The sequence below is a fragment of the Actinomadura sp. CNU-125 genome, assembly GCF_001942465.1.
GTDB lineage: Bacteria > Actinomycetota > Actinomycetes > Streptosporangiales > Streptosporangiaceae > Spirillospora.
On record NZ_MKJY01000011.1, the window covers coordinates 59519 to 79052 of the forward strand.

The 19534-nt window shown below is 71.6% G+C and carries 15 protein-coding genes and 1 pseudogene; 9 read left to right on the forward strand and 7 right to left on the reverse strand.

Annotated elements, in window-relative coordinates; genetic code table 11:
• Positions 1-14: 14 nt before the first annotated feature.
• Entirely contained in the window at positions 15-467 is a 453-nt protein-coding gene (locus BJF79_RS01785; protein WP_075894692.1) for a MarR family winged helix-turn-helix transcriptional regulator, read from the reverse strand.
• A 55-nt stretch (positions 468-522) separates the two neighbouring features.
• On the opposite strand from BJF79_RS01785, the gene BJF79_RS01790 reads away from it, so the two are divergent.
• The gene (locus tag BJF79_RS01790) at positions 523-1344 is read left to right on the forward strand and encodes an alpha/beta fold hydrolase (protein ID WP_075894693.1); all 822 of its coding nucleotides are present in this window, start codon (positions 523-525) and stop codon (positions 1342-1344) included.
• Here the strand turns inward: BJF79_RS01790 and BJF79_RS01795 are convergent.
• Positions 1341-2408: a sugar phosphate nucleotidyltransferase gene (locus BJF79_RS01795; protein WP_075894694.1), complete on the reverse strand. Its 1068-nt coding sequence runs from the start codon at positions 2406-2408 to the stop codon at positions 1341-1343. The genes BJF79_RS01790 and BJF79_RS01795 overlap by 4 nt on opposite strands.
• 47 nt (positions 2409-2455) lie before the next feature.
• The gene (locus tag BJF79_RS01800) at positions 2456-3166 is read right to left on the reverse strand and encodes a class I SAM-dependent methyltransferase (protein WP_075894695.1); all 711 of its coding nucleotides are present in this window, start codon (positions 3164-3166) and stop codon (positions 2456-2458) included.
• Between the two features lie 72 nt (positions 3167-3238).
• Here BJF79_RS01800 and BJF79_RS01805 point away from each other — a divergent pair, with 72 nt between their 5' ends.
• Both BJF79_RS01805 and trxA read left to right on the forward strand, forming a co-directional pair.
• Complete coding sequence (locus BJF79_RS01805) at positions 3239-4228, forward strand: YbhN family protein (RefSeq protein WP_075894696.1); 990 nt, start codon at positions 3239-3241, stop codon at positions 4226-4228.
• Complete coding sequence (gene trxA, locus BJF79_RS01810; RefSeq protein ID WP_075894697.1) at positions 4225-4548, forward strand: thioredoxin; 324 nt, start codon at positions 4225-4227, stop codon at positions 4546-4548. Before BJF79_RS01805 ends, trxA begins: the two co-directional genes overlap by 4 nt.
• Here the strand turns inward: trxA and BJF79_RS01815 are convergent.
• Genes BJF79_RS01815 through BJF79_RS58055 form a run of 4 tightly spaced genes read right to left on the reverse strand, consistent with a single transcriptional unit; the run spans position 4529 to position 8424 of the window.
• A complete protein-coding gene (locus BJF79_RS01815) occupies positions 4529-5608 on the reverse strand; it encodes a glycosyltransferase family 4 protein (protein ID WP_075894717.1) in 1080 nt (359 codons plus the stop codon). The genes trxA and BJF79_RS01815 overlap by 20 nt on opposite strands.
• Positions 5609-5633: 25 nt before the next feature.
• Complete coding sequence (locus BJF79_RS01820; protein WP_187356944.1) at positions 5634-6554, reverse strand: glycosyltransferase family 2 protein; 921 nt, start codon at positions 6552-6554, stop codon at positions 5634-5636.
• Positions 6555-6574: 20 nt separating this feature from the next.
• A complete protein-coding gene (locus BJF79_RS01825; protein WP_262401387.1) occupies positions 6575-8014 on the reverse strand; it encodes a hypothetical protein in 1440 nt (479 codons plus the stop codon).
• A complete protein-coding gene (locus tag BJF79_RS58055) occupies positions 7987-8424 on the reverse strand; it encodes a hypothetical protein (RefSeq protein WP_262401388.1) in 438 nt (145 codons plus the stop codon). The genes BJF79_RS01825 and BJF79_RS58055 overlap by 28 nt, the downstream gene beginning before the upstream one ends.
• 380 nt (positions 8425-8804) lie before the next feature.
• Between BJF79_RS58055 and BJF79_RS01830 the strand changes: the two genes are divergently transcribed.
• The 6 genes and pseudogenes from BJF79_RS01830 to BJF79_RS01855 all read left to right on the forward strand — a co-directional run.
• Positions 8805-9353: a TIGR03089 family protein gene (locus BJF79_RS01830; protein WP_262401389.1), complete on the forward strand. Its 549-nt coding sequence runs from the start codon at positions 8805-8807 to the stop codon at positions 9351-9353.
• Positions 9354-9782: 429 nt separating this feature from the next.
• Positions 9783-11234 carry an LCP family protein gene (locus BJF79_RS01835; RefSeq protein WP_075894699.1) on the forward strand — a complete coding sequence of 484 codons (1452 nt, stop codon included), beginning with the start codon at positions 9783-9785 and terminating at the stop codon, positions 11232-11234.
• A gap of 28 nt (positions 11235-11262) precedes the next feature.
• Positions 11263-12492, forward strand: coding sequence for an acyltransferase family protein (locus tag BJF79_RS01840; RefSeq protein WP_075894700.1), 1230 nt, complete (start codon positions 11263-11265; stop codon positions 12490-12492).
• A 79-nt stretch (positions 12493-12571) separates the two neighbouring features.
• A complete protein-coding gene (locus tag BJF79_RS01845; protein WP_075894701.1) occupies positions 12572-13681 on the forward strand; it encodes an acyltransferase family protein in 1110 nt (369 codons plus the stop codon).
• An 86-nt stretch (positions 13682-13767) separates the two neighbouring features.
• Positions 13768-15990, forward strand: coding sequence for a bifunctional glycosyltransferase family 2 protein/CDP-glycerol:glycerophosphate glycerophosphotransferase (locus BJF79_RS01850; protein ID WP_143219639.1), 2223 nt, complete (start codon positions 13768-13770; stop codon positions 15988-15990).
• A gap of 163 nt (positions 15991-16153) precedes the next feature.
• Positions 16154-19527, forward strand: a pseudogene (locus tag BJF79_RS01855) (CDP-glycerol glycerophosphotransferase family protein); the annotation flags it as partial.
• Positions 19528-19534: the final 7 nt, after the last annotated feature.

Consider the following 19534-nt stretch of genomic DNA (forward strand, 5'->3'; position numbering starts at 1 on the left):
GAAAGTCGGCGTCCTCACTCGCGTAGGCGCGTCAGGGCCTGCGGGGTCACGTGCCGTGCGAGTTCGTCGAGGAGGGCGACGATCGCGGCTAGGCGTTCGGGATCGTCGGTGTCGAGGGCCGTCGACAGCGCGGCGTCGATGGGCGTCGCCCGCACCTCCGCCACCCGGGCGGAGGCTTCCGGGGCCGGACGGACGAGGAGCCTGCGGCGGTCGCGGGGGTCGGGTTCGGTGACGACGGCGCCGGCCTCGCGCAGGCGGGCGACGGCCCCGGACACGGCGCTCTGCGGCAGGCCGGTCCGGGCGGCGATCTCGCCGACCGCGCCGCCCGGACGGTCGCGCACGTCACCGGCCACGATCAGGACGGTCCGGACGCTCGTGGAGTGCGCCCCGACGCCTTCGGTGGGCAGCGCCGCCTCGCCGATCTTCATCAGGGTGCGCCCCAGCAGGAACAGGTCGACTCCGTTCATGACTCCATGATACATCTTTTTAGATACATCAGTTCTGATGCTTTTGGGAGTCTCCATGGAAGCGACCACCCTGCGCGTGCCCGGCGCCACGCTGTACTACGAGGTGCGCGGGACGGGGCCGATGCTGCTGATCTCGCAGAGCGGCGAGGGCGGCGCGGGACGCAGCGCGGACCTGGTGGACCGCCTCGTCGACGACCACACCGTCGTGACGTACGACCGGCGCGGCCTGTCGCGCAGCGTCCTGGACGACCCGGCGGGCGGGGTGACGCTCGACGAGCACGCCGACGACGTCCACCGCCTGCTGGCCGAACTCACCGACGAGCCGGTCCGCATGCTCGGGTGCAGTCTCGGCGCCTCCATCGGCCTGCACCTGGTCACGCGGCATCCGGAGCAGGTCGGCGTGCTCGTCGCGCACGAGCCGGTCAGCCCGCGGCTGCTCCCGGCCGACCGGCGCGCGGCCCACGAGCGGGAGCTGGCGGAGATCCAGTCCGTCCACCGGCGGGACGGACTGCGGGCGGCTCTCGCCGCGATCGCCGGGGTGCTCGGCATCGATCCGGCCGGGCCGGACGCCGAACCCGGCCTCACCCCGCAGCCGATGACGCCGCGGCGGGTGCGCGACTTCGAGTTCTTCATCGAGCACGACTTCACCGCGATCGTGCGGGACACCCTCGACGTGGAGGCGCTGGCGAAGACGCCCGTCCGGATCGTCCCCGCGGTCGGACGGACGACGCCGCGGGCCGTCTTCGACCGGGCGTGCGCCGTCGCGCTGGCCTCGCTGGGCGGGACGCGACCGCGCGAGTTCCCCGGCGGCCACAACGGCAACACCACCCACCCGCGCGCCTACGCCGACGTGCTGCGGGACGCGCTCGGGGCTTAGGCGTCGGTGCTGAAGCGGACGGCGGTCGGGGGGAGTTCGATGCCGGGCCAGATGCGCAGGCCGCCGCGGAGTTCGTTGCCGGGGCCGACGACGGCGCCGTCGCCGAGAATGACGCCGTCGAGGACGGCGCCGGGGCCGACGCGGGCGCCGCGGGACAGGACGGAGTCGCGGACGGTCGCGCCCTCGGCGACGAACGCGTCGTCGAGCAGGACGCTGCCGACGACCGTGCTCCCGGCCTCGACGGTGGCGCCGCGGCCGACGGTCGTGCCGCCGCGGACGATCGCGCCCGGGGCCACGGACGCGCCGGGGAGGGTGAGGCGTTCGCCGGGTTCGCCGGGCATCGCGGGCGAGGCGAGGCGGCCGAGGACGAGGTCGCAGGAGCCGCGGACGAACGCCTCGGGGGTGCCCACGTCGAGCCAGTACTCGGACTCGACGTGGCCCATGACGCGGGCGCCCGAGGAGATCAGCGCGGGGAACGTCTCGCGTTCGACGGAGACGACCTCGTCCTCGGGGATCGTGTCGATGGTGGAGCGGCGGAAGACGTAGCAGCCCGCGTTGATCTGGTCGGTGACCGGATGGGAGGTCTTCTCCAGGAACGCGGTCACGCGGCCCGCGTCGTCGGTGGGGACGCAGCCGAAGCGGGACGGGTCGTCGACGCGGGTCAGGTGCAGGGTGACGTCGGCGGACGTCTCCTCGTGCAGGGCGACCTGGGCGCGGACGTCGTGGCCGGACAGGATGTCGCCGTTGAGGATAAGGACCGGGTCGTCGGGGGCGCAGGTGAGCGCGCGCGCGGCGTTGCGGATGGCGCCGCCGGTGCCGAGGGGTTCGTCCTCGCTGACGTAGACGAGTTCGAGCCCGTGCGCCTTGGTCCCGAAGGCGGCCTCGAACATCTCGGCCCGGTAGGACGTGGCGAACACGATCCGTTCGACGCCCGCGGCGTGCGCGCGCGCGAGCTGGTGCGAGAGGAACGACACACCGGCTGTGGGCAGGAGGGGTTTCGGGGTGGAGATGGTGAGGGGGCGCAGACGGGTTCCCCTGCCTCCTACCAGGAGGATCGCTTCCACTTGGCTCCTTTCTCCACCACTTTGTGGGGGTTGAGCCTAGTGGACGGTCACTCCGCGCGCTTGCGGGCCTCGACGAGCACGATGCTGCCCCGCTCGTTGGGCGCCTTGCGGTCGGCGAGGGCGACGAGGGGCGTCAGGGGCGCGGCGGCGTTGAAGCCGACCTTGCCGCCGTAGGTGGAGAGGGAGAGGTACAGGCGTTCGGTGGCGGCGGTGCGGAACTGGTAGCTGTGCCGCACGAGGTCGAGGCCGCGCTCGTCCATGAGCTTGCGGAGGCTCTCGTGGGTGTAGGTGTGCTGGACGTGGTACTTGGCCTTGTGCGTGTCGCGCAGCTTCGGCCAGGCGTCGGCGCGGCTGAGGACGTCGGCGGACATGAAGATCGCGCCGCCGGGCTTGAGCACCCGGGCCATCTCGTCGAGGGACCGGCCGCCGTCGTCGAAGTGCTCGATGGCGCAGACCGAGAGGATCGCGTCGAAGGACGCGTCGCCGAAGGGGAGGCGCAGCGCGTCGCACTCGACGAGCGCGGGGGCGTGCGCGAGCGTCCGGCCGTATTCCATCTTGCCGCGGGCGAGGTCGATGGAGACGGCGTCGGCGCCCTTCTTGCGGGCCTGCCCGGCCCAGTACCCGTCGCCGCCCGCGACGTCGAGGACGCGGCGGCCGCGCAGGTCGCGGCCCATCCAGCCGAGCAGCGTCCCGGCCTCGCGGTACCGGCAGACGTGCACCTGGTGGCCCATGAAGGCGATCGCATCGGAGAGTTTCATCGGACGTAGCTTACGGCGGACGGCCCGTGGGAGTGCCGCGTTCGGGGCCCGTGTTCGCCTACTCTGGGGCGCGTGAACAAGAAGGTCGTCGCCGTGCGGGTCCTGCGGGTGCTGCTGGTTCTGCTCGCGCTGGCCTTCTGCGCCTACAGCGTGGCGTCGCAGTGGGACGCCACCGTGCGGGCCATGCGCGACATGTCCTGGCTCGCGCTGGCGGGCTCGCTGGCCGCGGGCGTCGCGGGGCTGTTCGTGTGGATGCTCGGGTGGCGGACGCTGCTCGGCGGGCTCGGGTCGCCGCTGCCGGTCGGCGCGGCGTTCCGGATCTCGGGGATCTCGCAGCTCGGCAAGTACGTGCCCGGCAAGGTGTGGGCGCTGGTCACGCAGATCGAGATGACGCGCGAGCACAAGGTCCCGGCGGAGCGGAGCTTCGGGTCGACGCTGCTGGCGGTGGCGACGTCCACGGCGTGCGGGCTCGCGGTCGCGGCGGTGACGCTGCCGCTGACGTCGGCGGAGGCGCGCGAGAGGTTCTGGTGGCTGTTCCTGCTGGCGCCGGTGCTGCTCGCGGCGCTGCATCCGAAGATCGTCACGTGGGCGCTGGGCGTGATGCTGAAGCTGCTGCGGCGGCCGCCGCTGGAGCGTCCGGTGAGCCTGGCGGTGACGCTGCGGGCGATCGGCTGGACGGTCCTCGGGTGGGTGCTGTTCGGCGTCCACCTGTGGCTGCTGTGCGCGGGCGTGGACGGCGAGGGGACGCGGCTGCCGTTCCTCGCGACGGGCGCGTACGCGCTGGCGTTCGTGGTGGGTTTCCTGGTGTTCATCGCGCCGGGCGGGATCGGGGCGCGGGAAGCGGCGCTGACCGTGGTGCTGAGCCCGGCGCTCCCGGGGGGCGCGGCGGTCGTGGTGGCGATCGCCAGCCGCGTCCTGCTGACGGCCGCGGATCTGCTCATCGCGGGCGCGGCGTTCGCGCTGACGAAGCCGCCGAAGGGCGCGGTAGTGGACGACGGCGGGAATGATCGGCCGCGCGCGGGACTTGTGAACGGTACGCACCCGACGAAGGAGGCCCCGTGACGACTCCGGTCACCGTGACCGACGCGACGTTCGACGACGAGGTCGTCAAGAGCGACATCCCCGTGCTGGTCGACTTCTGGGCGGACTGGTGCGGTCCGTGCAAGATGATCGCCCCCGTCCTCGACCAGATCGCGGCCGAGCTGGACGGCAAGCTCAAGATCGCGAAGATGAACTACGACGAGAACCCGCGGACCCCGGGACAGTTCAGCGTCCTCGGGCTGCCCACGCTGCTGCTGTTCAAGAACGGCGAGGTCGTGGAGCAGGTCACCGGCGCGAAGCCGAAGCGGGCCTTCCTGAAGATCATCGAACCGCACCTGTGAGCGCCGCCAGGTAGGCGTCCCACAGGGGGCCGTGGTCGGCCGGGCGGACGCCGGAGCGGAGACGTTCCGGCTCCCCCGGTGCGTAGAAGCGGCCGAGCGCGGATGTCAGGGACGCGACGTCGCCGGGCGCGCAGATCAGCCCGTCCTCGCCGTCGCGTACCTGGCCGGCGAACCCGCCCACGTCGGTGGCGATGACCGGGACGCCGTGCTCGTGGGCCATCCACACGTTCTGCGAGGCCGTGGCGGTCCGGTAGGGCAGGACGAGCGCGTCCGCGGCCGCGAACAGGCCGGGGACGTCGGCGGCGGGCACGTACCCGGGCCGCAGCTCCACCCGGGAGGCGAGGCCGAGGTCGCCGATCAGCTTCTCGGTGTCCTCGACGCCGCCCCAGAACTCGCCCGCGACGGTCAGCGCGACGTCGTCCGGGCCCGCGGCGAGGGCGCGCAGCAGGACGTCCAGGCCCTTGTACGGCCGGACGATCCCGAAGAACAGCAGCCGGCGGCGCACCCCGTCGTCCCGCGCGGTGGCCGGGGCGGCCGGGAGGTGCGCGGGCATCTCCGCCACCCGGACGGGACGCGCCGTGAGCCCCCGCGCCAGTTCGGCCTGCGCGTCCGAGTGGACGAGCACGCCGTGCACGCGCCGCAGGAGGCGCCGCATCAGCGGGACGTCGTAGGGCTTGCGTTCGTGCGGCAGCACGTTGTGGCACAGCGCGACGACCGGGGCGCGGCGGCCGAGGCCCGCGAGGATGCCCAGGTAGGCGGGTACCTGCACGGGGCTGAGGACGGCCAGCACGGTGAGGTCGCGCGAGCGCAGGGACCGGCCGGTGCGCCACCAGCCGTCCGGGCGCCGCCAGTCGAGCCGGTGCCGGGTGCCGGGGAACGGCTCGCCCTCCGGCTCGGAGATCGTCTGCTGCCCCGGGTACAGGAACGACGGGTACTGGGCGCGCCACGACTCGATGGCGACGTCGTGCCCGGCGGCGGCGAGCCGGTGCGCCAGCTCGGTGGTGTGGTGGGCGCCGCCCCCCTTGTAGGGGAACGCGGGGCCGACGACGGAGATGCGCATCGCGGTGGTGTTCGGCGCGCCCACGCTAGGCGTCCACGCGTGATCGGACGATCAGGTCGGCGAGCAGCGCCAGCGACGCGATGAGCAGACCGGTCACGAAGATCATGATCGTGTTGTTCGCGAAGTACCCGAAGTGGACGATCATGTCGAAGACGCCCTTGCCGAGGCCGATCAGGATCAGCCAGAGCGCCGGGGGCATCAGGACCTTCAGCGGGTTGAAGTACATGACCATCCGCAGCACCTGCAGGATGTAGCGGTAGGCGTCCTTGGTGAAGTGGAACTTCGACTTCCCGGCCCGCTTGGCGTACTCGATCGGCTCGTAGTGCACCGGGTGCTGGTTCGACAGGAACGCGATGGTGATCGTGGTCACGCAGGAGAACCCGGGCGGCAGCAGCCGCAGGTAGGGCAGCGACACCTCGCGGCGGAACGCCCGCAGCCCCGAGTTCAGGTCGGGGATCTTGGAGTTGGTGAGCCGCTCGGCGACCTTGCGGATGAACCACTTCGCGGGCACCCGCAGCGCCTTGTGCGTCCCCTCCTCACTGGTCCGGGCCCCGACGACCTGGTCGATCGCCGGGTTCTCGTCGAGCATCTCGACGAACTCGGGGATCCGGTCGTTCGGGTAGGACATGTCGGCGTCGGTCCACACGACGATGTCGCCGCGGGCCTGCTGCGAGCCGATGCGCCGGACGGTCCCCGAACCGCTGTTGTGCTGGAACGCCATGATCCGCATGTTCGGGAACCGCGACTCGGCGTCCCGCAGCCGAGCCAGCGTGTCGTCGGTCGAGCAGTCGTCCACGGCCAGCAGCTCGTAGGTCTTGCCGCTGTTGTCCATCGCCTTGCAGATGCGCTCGACCTCGTCGATCACATGGTCCTGCTCGTTGTAGCAGGGCAGGACGATCGTGACGTGGACGTGTTCGGCCGCGGGATCGGCAGGCTGGGTGCTCACGCAGGGCGAGGATACTCGCCTCAGCCGCCCGACCCGCCGTCATCGGGACGGCCGGGGCCGGTGGGACGCGACATCCACACGTCGATCGAGAGGCCCCAGGTGCCGCGCGGGGGCTCGTTCAGCGTGCGTCCGTCCTGCTCGGTGCGCACGCGGACGACCTGCTCGGCCGTCCCGTACGGCGCGACGTCGGCGCGCCGCGCGCCGAGCAGGACCGGGGTGCGGCCCGCGGCGCGCACCTTCCCGATGACCCGCCGGACGTCGCCGGGCGTGGCGCCGTCGGCCGTGCGGGCCGTCGGCACGCCGCACATCCCCCGCACGACCTGCAGGAACCGGTCGGCGGTGGCGCGCTCGACGGCGATCACGGACGCGTCGTCGCCGAGCCGGTCGCACAGCCCGCGGACGGCCGCGACCTCGCCCTGCTCGGTCCGCGACGCCAGGTAGGGCGCGGAGACCAGCACGATCGGCACGAGCATCACGACGAACCCGGTGCCGACGCCCCAGCGCAGGACGCGCGGCGAGTAGCCGAGGCGCCGCACCCGCCGGGCCGTCCACGCCGCCCCGAACAGCGCGAACAGCAGCAGGCCGGGGACGACGAGGCCGATCAGGCGGCGGGACGCCCACGGATGGTCGGGGGTGATGCCCGGCCGGACCAGGACCTGCGTCGTCGTCCACACGATCACGGCGTACGCGGGCAGCCACGCCGCGGACCGGCCGCGCAGCAGCCGCCGCCCGAGGACGGCCGCGCCGACGACGGCGAACAGCAGCGCGGGCACGCCGATGTACCAGGCGACCCAGTACAGCGACAGCTCGGTGTACTGCCGGGTGCCGTCCACCGGCATGCCGTTGATCTTCTGGACGGCCTCGATGAACTGCGCGTTCAGCCGGTCGTCGGGGTTGTCGGGGACGCGGACGGCGGTCTGGAACAGCGGCCGCGCGGCGAACGCGAGGAACGCCGCGACGGTCAGCGCGGCGAGGACGTCGGGGAGCCGCCCGTGCCGGACGGCGCCCGCGAGCGCCCGCAGGCGCGCGTTCGTCCGGTCGAGCCTCAGCAGGACGGCCAGCAGGACGGACGCCGCGACGACGACCGCCGCGATGGCCAGCAGCGGCAGCACCGAGCCGCGCAGGTATTCGAGGTACGGGCGGGACAGCGCGACGCCCTCGGTGAGCCCGGCGGCGACGCCGAGCAGCAGCCCGCCCGCCAGCCAGTACCCGGCGCGCGCCGGCAGCCCGACGAGCAGGCCCGCGAGGGCGACGAGCGGCAGCACGTCGCGGAGCCCGTCGATGCGGACGAGCACGATCAGGCCGAGCGCGAGGCCCGCGAGGAAGTACTTGGCGTCGACGGTCGCGGTGCGGCGCCGCGCCGGGCGTCGCGGCGGGCGGTCGTGGATCAGCGACAGGCCGCCGAGCAGCAGGATGATCGCGGGCAGTTCGCTCAGGGTGTTGCGGGACGCCCACAGCATCGGCAGGCACACGGCGAGCAGCAGCGCCCCGGCGGGCGCCCAGCGGGGGGCCGGACCAGCCGCGCGACGAGCCCGGCGAACGCGAGCACGCAGCAGGCGCCCAGCAGCGGCGCCGTGAGCAGGATGCCGGAGGCGCCGGCGAGCCAGCCGCCGGGCGTCAGCACGATCGGGAACCCGGCCATGAACTGCGGGACGATCGCGCCGCCCTCCGCGTAGAACGCGGGGCTCTCGAACCCGAGGGCGGGGTCGGCGCCGCCGAACGCCCAGAGCGACTGCGGGATCGGCAGGGAACCGTGCTCGGCGAGCCACACCGCGAACTGGACGTAGGAGGCGGGGTCGCGGCGGACGATGATCTGCTCCGAGAGCATGAACACCTGGTAAACGGTGAAGACGGCGACGACCGCCAGCACGCCCGCGAGGGTCCGCGGCGTCGCACCGTCCGGACGCCCGGCTCGCCCGGCTCGCCCGGGTCGCCGGCCGGTCCGTCCGGCGCGTCGGCGCGCGGCCCGGAGCGCAGGCCGTACCGCAGTGCCAGCGCCGCGACCGGCACGAACAGCGCGATCGCCGGGGCGGGGTGGAACACGCCCGCCAGCAGCAGCGGCAGCGAGACCGCGAGCCAGGCCGCGACGATCAGCGCGGGCGCGATGGTGATCCGGGCGAGCACCCGGCCCGCCGACGTACTCGTCCGCTCGTTCATCTGTGCGGAGCGTAGCGGCACCGGGCGCCCGCCGATGCCGATGAGACGTTGCCTTGACCCGTGATCGTCCCGGCAGGTTCTACGCTCGGCTGCATGAGCGAGAGCAACACCGGGCCGGTGGAGCTGCTGCGGCGGCGGGTCGCCGACGACCCGTCCCGGCCGCTGGTGACCTTCTACGACGACCGGACGGACGAGCGCGTCGAACTGTCGGCGCGCACGTTCGACAACTGGGTCGCCAAGACGGCGAACTTCCTGGTGGACGGCCTGGGCGTCGAGCCCGGGACGCGCGCGGTGCTCGCGCTGCCGCCGCACTGGCAGACGTCGGTGTGGCTGCTGGCCTGCTGGTCCGCGGGAGTGGTCGCCGAGCCGGTGACGCCCGGCTCGCTGGAGGCGCGCTCCGAGGACGGCGCGGCCGAGCCGTTCGGGGCTTCCGAGCCGTACGTCCTGGCGACGTCGGAGGAGGCGCTGGACGAGGTCCTCGCCGACGCGGACGCCGAGGAGATCGTGGGGCTGTCGCTGCACGCGCTGGGCGCGCCGCTCGGGCACTGCCCGCCGGGCGTCGTGGACTACGCGGCGGAGGTCGCTCGTACGGCGACCGGTTCGCGGCGGGGCCGGGGGTCACGCCGCGGTTGCCCGCGTTGAGTGTGACAAACGCCACACTCAGCGGTGCGGATCTGGTGAGCGCGGCGCACGCCGCCGTCGAGAAATGGGAGCTCGACGCACGGGACAGGCTTCTGGTTGACATGTCGTTCGCCACACTCGACGGGGTTCTGGCCGGACTGCTCGCACCACTAGCCTCGGGTGCTTCCGTCATAATCCAACGAAACTTCGACAAAACCGCCGTAAATAGGCGGGTGTCGGTGGAGCATGTGACGGCGGTGGCCGGACTCCCGGGCTGGAATGACGCAACCGGGTCCGTACGTCGGCTCGCCTGACTACGCTTCCCTTGCGTCCGTCACGCCCCCTGCCCGCCCGCCGCCCCGTCCCCGTACGCCCCCTCCGCGCACGACGAATCCGCCCATCGTCCACGTCCCGACCTGTGAAAGCGGGCCCACCGGAACCACGGAGCCGATGAACAGCAACCCGATGTACATGGAGTACGTCGATGACGCCGACCCTGAGGAACCGGCGCCGCCCCGGCGCGGCTGGCGAATCCTCGGCTGGGTGTGCATCGGCCTCTCGGCGGTCATGGTGCTCGGTTCTCTCACGGCCTACGGCCTATACCGGCAGGCGTTCGGCAACATCGCGCACGAGGACGTCAACGCCAAGCTCGGGCCCGACCGGCCGGAGAAGCTGAACGAGGCGATGAACATCCTGCTCCTCGGGTCCGACACCCGCGAGGGAGCGAACGCCAAGTACGGCGCGCAGATGAAGAACGAGCTGCCCCGCTCGGACACGATGATCCTGCTGCACCTGTCGCCCGGCGGCGAGCAGGCGATGGCGATCAGCTTCCCCCGCGACCTGATGGTGCAGCGTCCCGAGTGCGAGGACCGCGAAGGCAAGACGGTCGCGGGCTCGGGCCGGGTGCAGATCAACTCGGCGTTCACCGTCGGCGGCGCCACCTGCGTCATCAAGACGCTGGAGAGCATGACCGACATCCGCATCGACCACTTCGTGCAGGTCGACTTCAACGGCTTCAAGAACATCACCAAGGCCATCGGCGGCGTTCCGGTGTGCCTCAACAAGGACGTCGACGACAAGAAGTCCGGGCTGAAGCTGAGCAGGGGCGAGCACGAGATCGAGGGCGAGGTCGCGCTGGCGTACGTCCGCGCCCGCTACAGCCTCGGCGACGGCACCGACACCAGCCGGATCAAGCGGCAGCAGAAGTTCCTGGGGGCGCTCGCCAGCAAGGTGATGAGCGCGGGCGTGCTCACCAACCCCAAGGCGCTGCTCAGCCTGCTCAACGCGACGACCGAGTCGCTCACCACCGACAGCGAGCTGTCGGTGACCGCGATGAGGGACATCGCGCAGGGCATGCAGGGGCTGTCGTCCGGCAAGCTGCGCTTCGTGACCGTCCCGAACGGCCAGGACCCCCAGGACAAGAACCGGCTCATCCTGTCCCCGAACGCGGACGCGTTCTTCAAGTCCGTCCGCGAGGACAAGAAGCCGCCGGAAGAGGAGAAGAAGAAGACGACCGGGGGGACGCCGAAGCAGGCCGCGCCGACGATCCCGCCGAAGCAGATCCGCGTGCGGGTCTTCAACGGCAGCGGCATCAACGGCCAGGCGTCGCGCGTCGAGACCTCGCTGGAGGCGCAGGGCTTCCAGGTCACGGTCGGCGGCAACGCCGAGCGGACAGAGGCCACCAAGGTGCTGTACGGTTCCGGTGCGGAGAACCAGGCGAAGAGCCTGGCCGCCCTCATCCCGAGCAAGCCGACGGCGGCGGCGCAGACCGGCGACGCCCAGCCCGGCGTCGTCGACCTCGTCATCGGGACGAACTGGACCGACCTCAAGGGCGGTCAGCAGGGCATCCCGGAACAGCAGGGCGAGATCCGCGCCAGCGACGACATCTGCAGCGAAACCTGATCCGCGAAGGATCGATCGGGGCAGGCGCATGACCCACAGCACGTCCACATCGCAGTCGGCGGAACCGGCGACGGGAACGGTCCCGCCGCCGGACGCCACCGGGCCGGACGGTCCGGACGGGACGAACGGGCCCGCCGCGGCGACCGTCCCCCCGGCACCCGGCACGGCACCCGGCACGGCGGAGGCCGCACCCGCGGCGACCGTCCCGGCGCCCGCCGGCCCGCCGCCCGCGGCGAAGCCGCGCAAGCAGCGCGACCCGTTCTTCGACAACGCGAAGTACTTCGCGATCGTCCTGGTGGCGATCGGGCACTCCGTCGCCTACCTGCAGAACGTGCCGCTCGCCAAGGGCCTGTACCTGTTCATCTACATGTTCCACATGCCGGTGTTCATCGTGCTCACCGGCTACATGTCGCGGAACTGGACGTTCTCGGGCGGCAAGGCCCGCCGGCTCATCACGGCCGTCGGGGTCCCCTACGTGGTGTTCGAGGTCGCCTACTCGCTCTACGACTGGGTCGGCACCGGGCGCGGGCGGCTGGAGGTCAGCCTCCTGGAGCCCTACTACCTCACCTGGTTCCTGCTCGCGCTGTTCATGTGGCGGCTGTCGACCCCGGTGTGGCAGCAGGTCCGCTGGCCGGTGGCGCTGTCGCTGGTCATCTCGCTGCTGTCCTACACGGGCGAGCTCGGCTCGACGCTCAGCCTCCACCGGGTGCTCGGGCTGCTGCCGTTCTACGTCCTCGGGCTGGTGCTGCGGCCGGAGCACTTCGAGGTGCTGAAGCGGCCGATCGCGCGGCCGATCGGCGCGGTCGTCCTGGCCGGCGGGCTCGGCTTCGCCTACCTGGCGATGGACCGGATGAACATCGACTGGATCTTCTGGCGGCACACGCACGAGGAACTGGGCGTCAGCAACGTCACCGGCACGGTGATGCGGGTCGCGATGTTCGCCGCGGCGTTCGTCCTCGTCGCCGCGTTCCTGGCGATCATGCCGCGCCGCAAGCACTGGTTCACCGGGCTCGGCGCCGCCACCCTGTACGGCTACCTGCTGCACGGCTTCCTGACCCGGGCGATGAACTTCACCGACGGATGGGACATCGGCTGGATCAACACCGAACCCGGCGTGCTCGGCGTCGCCGCGATCGCCGCCGTGGTCGTGACGGTGCTGTGCACCGCGCCGGTCGTCCGGGTGATGCGGTGGGCGCTGGAGCCCAAGATGCCGTGGATGTTCACCCCGCTCAGGCGTCCGGCCAAGGCGAAGAAGTAGCCCGGCACCCCCACTACAGTGACCGTGTCGTTACTCCCATGCCACTCCCACGACACCGTGACGTCTCCCCTTCGGAATTATGGTTGCCACTTCCACCTCCCCCAGTTCCCCGTCACCGGCGTCCGGGACGGACGCGCCGCAAGGCCCCGCGGAGCCGCCGGGCCGTCCGTCCGGGCGGCGGGACGCGTACTTCGACAACGCCAAGTTCTGCGCGGCCGTGCTCGTCGTGGTCGGCCACGTCTGGGCGAACTTCGGTGAGAGCCACGCCGTGGCCGCCGCCTACACCGTGCTGTACGCGTTCCACATGCCGGTGTTCGTGTTCATCTCCGGCTTCTTCTCGCGCGGCTTCATGCGGTCGACGGACAAGTTCCGCAGCATCCTGCCGACGCTCGTCGTCCCGTACCTGATCTTCATCGTCCCGTACCGGCTGCAGCTGATCTTCATCAACGGGGCGGACTTCGATCTGCACGAGCTGTTCCGGCCGCACTACCTGATGTGGTTCCTGGTCGCCATGGTGTTCTGGCGGCTGAGCGCGCCGCTGTGGAGCCACCTGCGGCACCCGACGGCCGTGTCGGTGGTGCTGTGCCTGATCGCCGGCAGCTGGACGTTCAACGCGGACGGGACGGTCGCGCGGACGGTCGGGCTGCTGCCGTTCTTCGTGCTCGGCCTGACGATCGACCCCGCGCGCATCCAGTGGCTGCGCGCCCGGTGGGCGCGCTGGGCGGGGGCCGCCGTGCTCGTCGCGGCGCTGCCGATCGCCTACCTGTGGCAGCTCGGCACGATCGTCCCGGAGATCAACTCGGACCTGCTCTGGTGGAACCGGGGCTACGAGGCCATGGAGTACTCGGCCCTGGAGGGCATGGGGCTGCGGTTCGCGGCCATGGTCGCGGCGCTGCTGCTGGGCGCCGCGTTCCTCGCGGTGATCCCGCGCGGCACGACCTGGTTCACCGCGATGGGCGCCCGCACGATGTTCATCTACCTGCTGCACGGGCTGTTCGTGAAGGTCCTCGACTACGGCGGCTACTTCGAGAGTGAGTCTCTGCACACCCCGGCGGGGATCGTGGCGGTGACGCTGGGCGCGGTGGCCCTCGGTGTCCTGCTCGGCACGTCGCCGGTGCGCCGCGTCACCCGCTGGGCGGTCGAGCCCCGTGTCGACTGGCTTCTCAAGACACGGCAAAGCAGGACGTAGTATCGATCTACGCTAGCGGCTACCGTTCCTTCGTCTCTCGTTAACCGATTGGCCAGCGCGTGAGCAGTGAAAACAACGACGTCTCTTTGAGCATCATCGTTCCGGTGCACAAGGTGCAGGGCTACCTGCGGCAGTGCATGGAGTCGATCCTCGAGCCGGGCGTGCCCAACCTCGAAGTGATCGCGATCGACGACTGCTCGCCGGACGCCTGCGGGCTCATCCTCGACGAGTTCGCCGAGCGGGACTCGCGGGTGCGGGTGCGTCACCTCACCGAGAACGTCGGGCTCGGCCAGGCCCGCAACGTCGGGCTCGACATGGCGACGGGCGACTACGTCTGGTTCTTCGACAGCGACGACTACGCCACCGAGGGGGCGGTCCGCGCGATCCTCGACCGGCTCGCCGAGACGCGCCCGGACGTCCTGATGTTCGACTACGCGCGCTCGTACTGGAACGGGCGGGTCAAGCGCAGCATCATCAACCACCTGTTCCGCGAGCCGCCCGCACCGGACGTGTTCACGCTCGCCGAGCGTCCGCAGTGCCTGGAGATGTTCACCTCCATCTGGAACCGGGCGATCCGCCGCGAGTTCCTGATCGGGACCGGGCTGCGCTCCAACAGCGGTTACTACGAGGACGTCAGCATCACCTACCCGGTCCTCATGGCGGCCGAGCGGATCAGCCTGCTGGACCGGGTCTGCTACATCTACCGGCAGCGCCGCCGCGGCGCGATCACCAAGACGGCGAGCGCCAAGCACTTCGACGCGTTCGACCAGTACGACCGCATCTTCGCGTTCATGGACCAGATCGGCTCGTACGCGGACCAGTTCCGGTCCACGATGTTCAACCGGGCGATCTGGCACCTGCTCGTCATCATCGAGCGGCCCGACCGCATCGTCGCGTCCGAGAAGCAGCGCTACTTCACCGAGATGTCGAAGTGGTACAACCGGTACAAGCCGGCCGGGCACGTGCCGCCGGACGACGAGCCGCGCCTCGCCGACAAGCACCGGGCGATCGAGCGGAACGACTTCCGCGCCTGGGAGCGGCTCAGCTCCCCGACGCTGACCGCGAAGGCGAAGAAGGGCACCCGCAAGGTCCGCAAGCTGCAGAAGCGCGGCGTCGTCCGCTCCAAGGAGCTGGCGAAGGAGCGCTATTACTACCAGATGCGGCTGCGGATGCCGATCGACGAGAACCTCGCCGTGTTCGGCGCCTACTGGTACCGCGGGTACGCCTGCAATCCGGCCGCGATCTACGAGAAGGTGCGCGAGCTCGCCCCGCACATCCGCTGCGTGTGGGTGGTGAAGAAGGGCGGCCGCAAGGACATGCCCGAAGGCGTCGAGTACGTGGTGCCGGGGTCGGCGGAGTACTACCGGACGGTCGCCGCGGCGAAGTACTTCGTCAACAACGTCAACTTCCCCGACCACATCGTCAAGCGGCCGGGGCAGGTGCACCTGGAGACCCAGCACGGCACGCCGCTGAAGAAGATGGGCCTCGACCAGATGGAGTACCCGGTCGGCGCCGCCGACATGGACTTCAAGGCCCTCATCGAGCGCTGCGACCGCTGGGACTACCTCGTCTCGTCCAACCCGCTGTCCAGCGAGGCGTGGGAGCGGGCGTACCCGTGCCACTACGAGATGCTGGAGATCGGGTACCCGCGCAACGACCGGCTGATCCGCGCCACCGAGAAGGACCGGGTGCGGCTGCGCGCCGACCTCGGCGTCCCCGAGGGCAAGACCGCGATCCTGTACGCGCCGACGCACCGCGACTACCAGCGCAACTACAGCCCCATGTTCGACATCGGCCGGGTCGTCGAGCAGCTCGGCGACGACCATGTCCTGCTGCTGCGCGCGCACTACTTCTACAAGCTCAAGGACATGGCGGCCGACCTCGGGTGGCCCGAGGAGCGGGTGATCGACGTCTCCAAGCACCCGTCGGTCGAGGACCTGTCCGTCGCGTCGGACGCGCTGCTCACCGACTACTCGTCCGTCATGTTCGACTACGCCAACCTCGGCAAGCCGATCGTGATCTACGCCAACGACTGGGAGACCTACCGGCTCACCCGCGGCGTCAACTTCGACCTCACCGAGTTCCCGCCCGGCGTCGTCGCCCGTACCGAGTCCGAACTGGTGGACGCGTTCGTGTCCCGGTCGGCGTGGGGCGACGCGGCGGAGAAGAACCTTGAGGCGTTCCGCAACCGTTTCTGCCCGTGGGACGACGGGAACGCCGCCGAACGGGCCGTGCGCCGCGTCTTCCTCGGCGAGAAGCTCCCGCCGGTGGCCGCGCCCGCGGAGTCGGCGAGCAGCGGCGCGTCCTGAGGGCGGGCACGACTCCGCGGCGGCGGCGCCCCACCGGGCCGTCGGCAGTACCCCCTGACCGTCCGCGACCGGACCGTCGTTCCGGTTCGCCAGCTCACGAAGGAGTGGGCATGCCCGCTCGCATCAGCGTCATCGTGCTCTCCCACGCGGAGAAGACCTCGGCGCCGTACTGGAGTCGCTCGCGGTCCAGACGTACCGCGACCTTGAGGTCCTGGTCGTGGACGACGGCACCGGCACCGCCGCGGGCGCGGCCCTGCCGGACGACCGGTTCCGGCTGATCCGCAAGGGCGCCCCCAGCCGGGGCGCCGCCCGCAACCTGGGCGTGGCCGAGAGCGGCGGCGAGTTCCTGCTGTTCGCCGACTCCGGAGACGCACTGCCGCCGGACGCGGTCGAGGCGCTGCTCGGCGCGCTGGAGAAGTCCGGCGCGGAGCTGGCGAAGGGCCCCGACGCGTCCCGCAAGTGGACCGGGCAGGTGTCGCAGTGGAAGGCGCGCGGCGACACCGCGGCCCCGGCGACGGGCACCGACCTGCACCGCAGCCCCGACCTGCTGACCGACCGCAAGATCGTCGGGACGCTGCTGCGGCGCTCGTTCTGGGACGCCTGCGGGCTGGAGTTCCCCGACCTCGCCCGCTACGACGACCTGCCGGTGATGGTGCGGGCGCTGCACCTGGCGAAGTCCGTCGACGTCGTGCCGGACATCGTCGTGCACCGGCGGTCGCGGCGGTACGCGCCGACGACCGAGCTGCAGGAGATCGCGGACGGTTTCGCCGCCGCGAACCTCGCCACCGCGTTCGTCGCCGAGCGCGGCGACGTCAAGGAGCTGCGGCGGCTGCAGCTCGCGCTCGTCACGACCGAGCTGAAGACGTTCCTGGACGCCCTGCCGGACCTGTCCGGGGACGAGCGCGAGCAGGTCATCGCGCTCGCGGCGGCGTACGCGAACGGCGTCTCGGCGAAGGTGTTCGGCGACGCGCCCGCGCTGACCCGGCTGAAGTGGCACCTGGCGACCAGCGGCCACACGATGGAGCTGGTGAAGGTCGTCCGGTACGAGCGCGGCAAGTCCTCGCCGTCGATCGTCCGGGACCCGCTGCGCCGCTACGTCGTCTACCCGTACTGGAAGGACGCCAAGGTCGACGTCCCCCGCGACGTGTACCGGGCGCGCGACGAGGTGAAGATGCGCGGCCGGACGCACGCGGTGTCGTGGGAGGACGACCGGCTCGTCGTCACCGGCGAGGCGTACATCAACTCGGTCAGCTCGCGCCGCCGCTGGACGGCGATCAAGACGGTGACGCTGCGCAACGGCGGCCGCAAGGTCACCGTCCGGGCGCGGCAGACGCCGAAGCCGGGCAAGTCGTCCGGCGGCTGGACCGGGTTCGAGTTCGCGCTGGACGCCGCGAAGCTGAAGGAGCGCGGCGGGTGGGCCGAGGGCACCTGGGAGGTGCACGCCTCGGTGCTGAACGCGGGCGTGTTCCGGCAGGGCCCGGTGCGCGGCGGCGGCTCGGGGACGGGCGCGAACCCGCCCTACCGGTACGTCGCCGACGACGTCCGCGTCGTCCCGAAGGTCGTCGAGGGCAACCTCGTCGTGCGGGTGGAGCGGGTCCGGGAGAAGGCGACGGCGCTGCGCTGGGACGGGCAGGCGCTCATCGTCGAGGTCGAGTCGGCGAGCGGGTCGGCGAGCGAGGCGCCCGCCGAAGCGGTGCTGACGCTCGGCGACTCGCGCGTCCCCGTCCCGGTGACCGCCCGGCCCGGCGGCTGGACGGTGCGCGTCGACCCGGACGCGCTCGACGTCGACATCGACCCCGACTCGATCGACGACACCCGCGACTGGGCGCTGTCCGTGGCGTCCGGGGACGGCGACGACCGTCCGCTCGTCCTCGCGGAGGGCGTGCAGGAGGCGGCGCGCACGTTCGGCGCGCTGGAGGTGAGCGCGGGCCGCGGCCCGAGCGGGTACGTGCGGGTGCGGCGGGCGACGACGCGGCTGTCGGTGGACGACTGCGTGTGGCGTCCCGACGGGACCCTGTCGCTGGCCGCGACGCACCCGGCGCACGAGTCCGGGCAGATCGTCGTGCGCAGCCGCGGACGCCGCAAGGAGTTCGCGTTCGACCTCGTCCGGGACGGTTCGGGGGTGCTGCGCGCGGAGGTCCCGGCGGCGGCGGTGCCGAGCGTCGCGGGCGTCCTGCCGCTGCGGCCCGGCCGCTGGGACGTGCTGTTCCGGCCGCCCGGCGAGCGGGCGCTGACCGTCCGGCTGGCCGACGCCGCGCAGCGTTCGCTGCCGGGGCCGCTGGAGGTGGCGCGGCGCGGCTACGAGCTGGAGACCAAGAACGGGCGGCTCGTCGTGGCCGTCACCGGCGACGTGTCGAGCGAGGAGAAGAGCGCGGGCGGCAAGTACCGGGAGGAGGCCCGCAAGCGGGTCGCCCGCGACGGGCTCCGCGACGCCGTGCTGTTCTCCTGCTTCAACGGGCGCCAGTTCTCCGACAGCCCGAAGTCGATCCACGAGGAGCTGCTGCGGCGCGGCTCCGACCTCGAACAGCTGTGGGTCGTCAACGACGCGCAGGCCGAACTGCCCGACACGCTGAACGCCGTCCGCCTGAACGGCAAGGAGTGGCAGGAGGCGGTGACGACGTCGAAGTACATCGTCACCAACCACCGGCTCGGCGACTGGTTCCAGCGGCACCCCGACCAGATCGTCGTGCAGACCTGGCACGGCACCCCGCTGAAGAAGATCGGCCGGGACGTCAAGGAGGTCCACTTCGCGTACGCGCCGGGGATGAAGTCCGCGCTGCAGAGCAAGGACAAGGGCCCGGCGGGCCCGAAGGTCCCCGAGTGGAGCCACCTGCTGTCGCCGAACCCGTTCAGCACCGAGATCTTCAAGCGCGCGTTCGCGTTCAAGGGCGAGATGCTGGAGGTCGGCTACCCGCGCAACGACCTGCTGCACAGCCCCGACGCGGACGCCGTCGCCAAGCGGGTCCGGGCCCGGCTCGGCATCCCGGACGGCAAGCGCGTCGTGCTGTACGCGCCGACGTGGCGCGACGACCAGTACTACAGCCGCGGCCGGTACAAGCACGACATGCGCCTCGACCTGGACCGCGCGCGCGCCGCCCTCGGCGACGACCACGTCCTGCTCGTCCGGCTGCACAGCAACGTCGTGGACGGCGTCCAGGAGGACCCGGGCGGGTTCGTGCGGGACGTGTCGCTGTACCCCGACATCACCGAGCTGTACCTGATCTCCGACATGATGATCAGCGACTACTCGTCGTGATGTTCGACTACGCCAACACGCGGCGCCCCATGCTGTTCTTCACCTACGACCTGGCCGACTACCGGGACCGGCTCCGCGGCTTCTACTTCGACTTCGAGGCCGAGGCGCCCGGACCGCTCGTGGAGACCTCCGACGACCTGATCGACGCGATCCGGGACGTCGAGACCGCCACGGCGGGGCACGCCGCCCGCTACGACGACTTCGTCGCACGGTTCTGCCCGCTCGACGACGGCCACGCGGCGGCCCGCACGGTCGACCGCGTCTTCGGGTCGGCCGGCTGACGCCGGG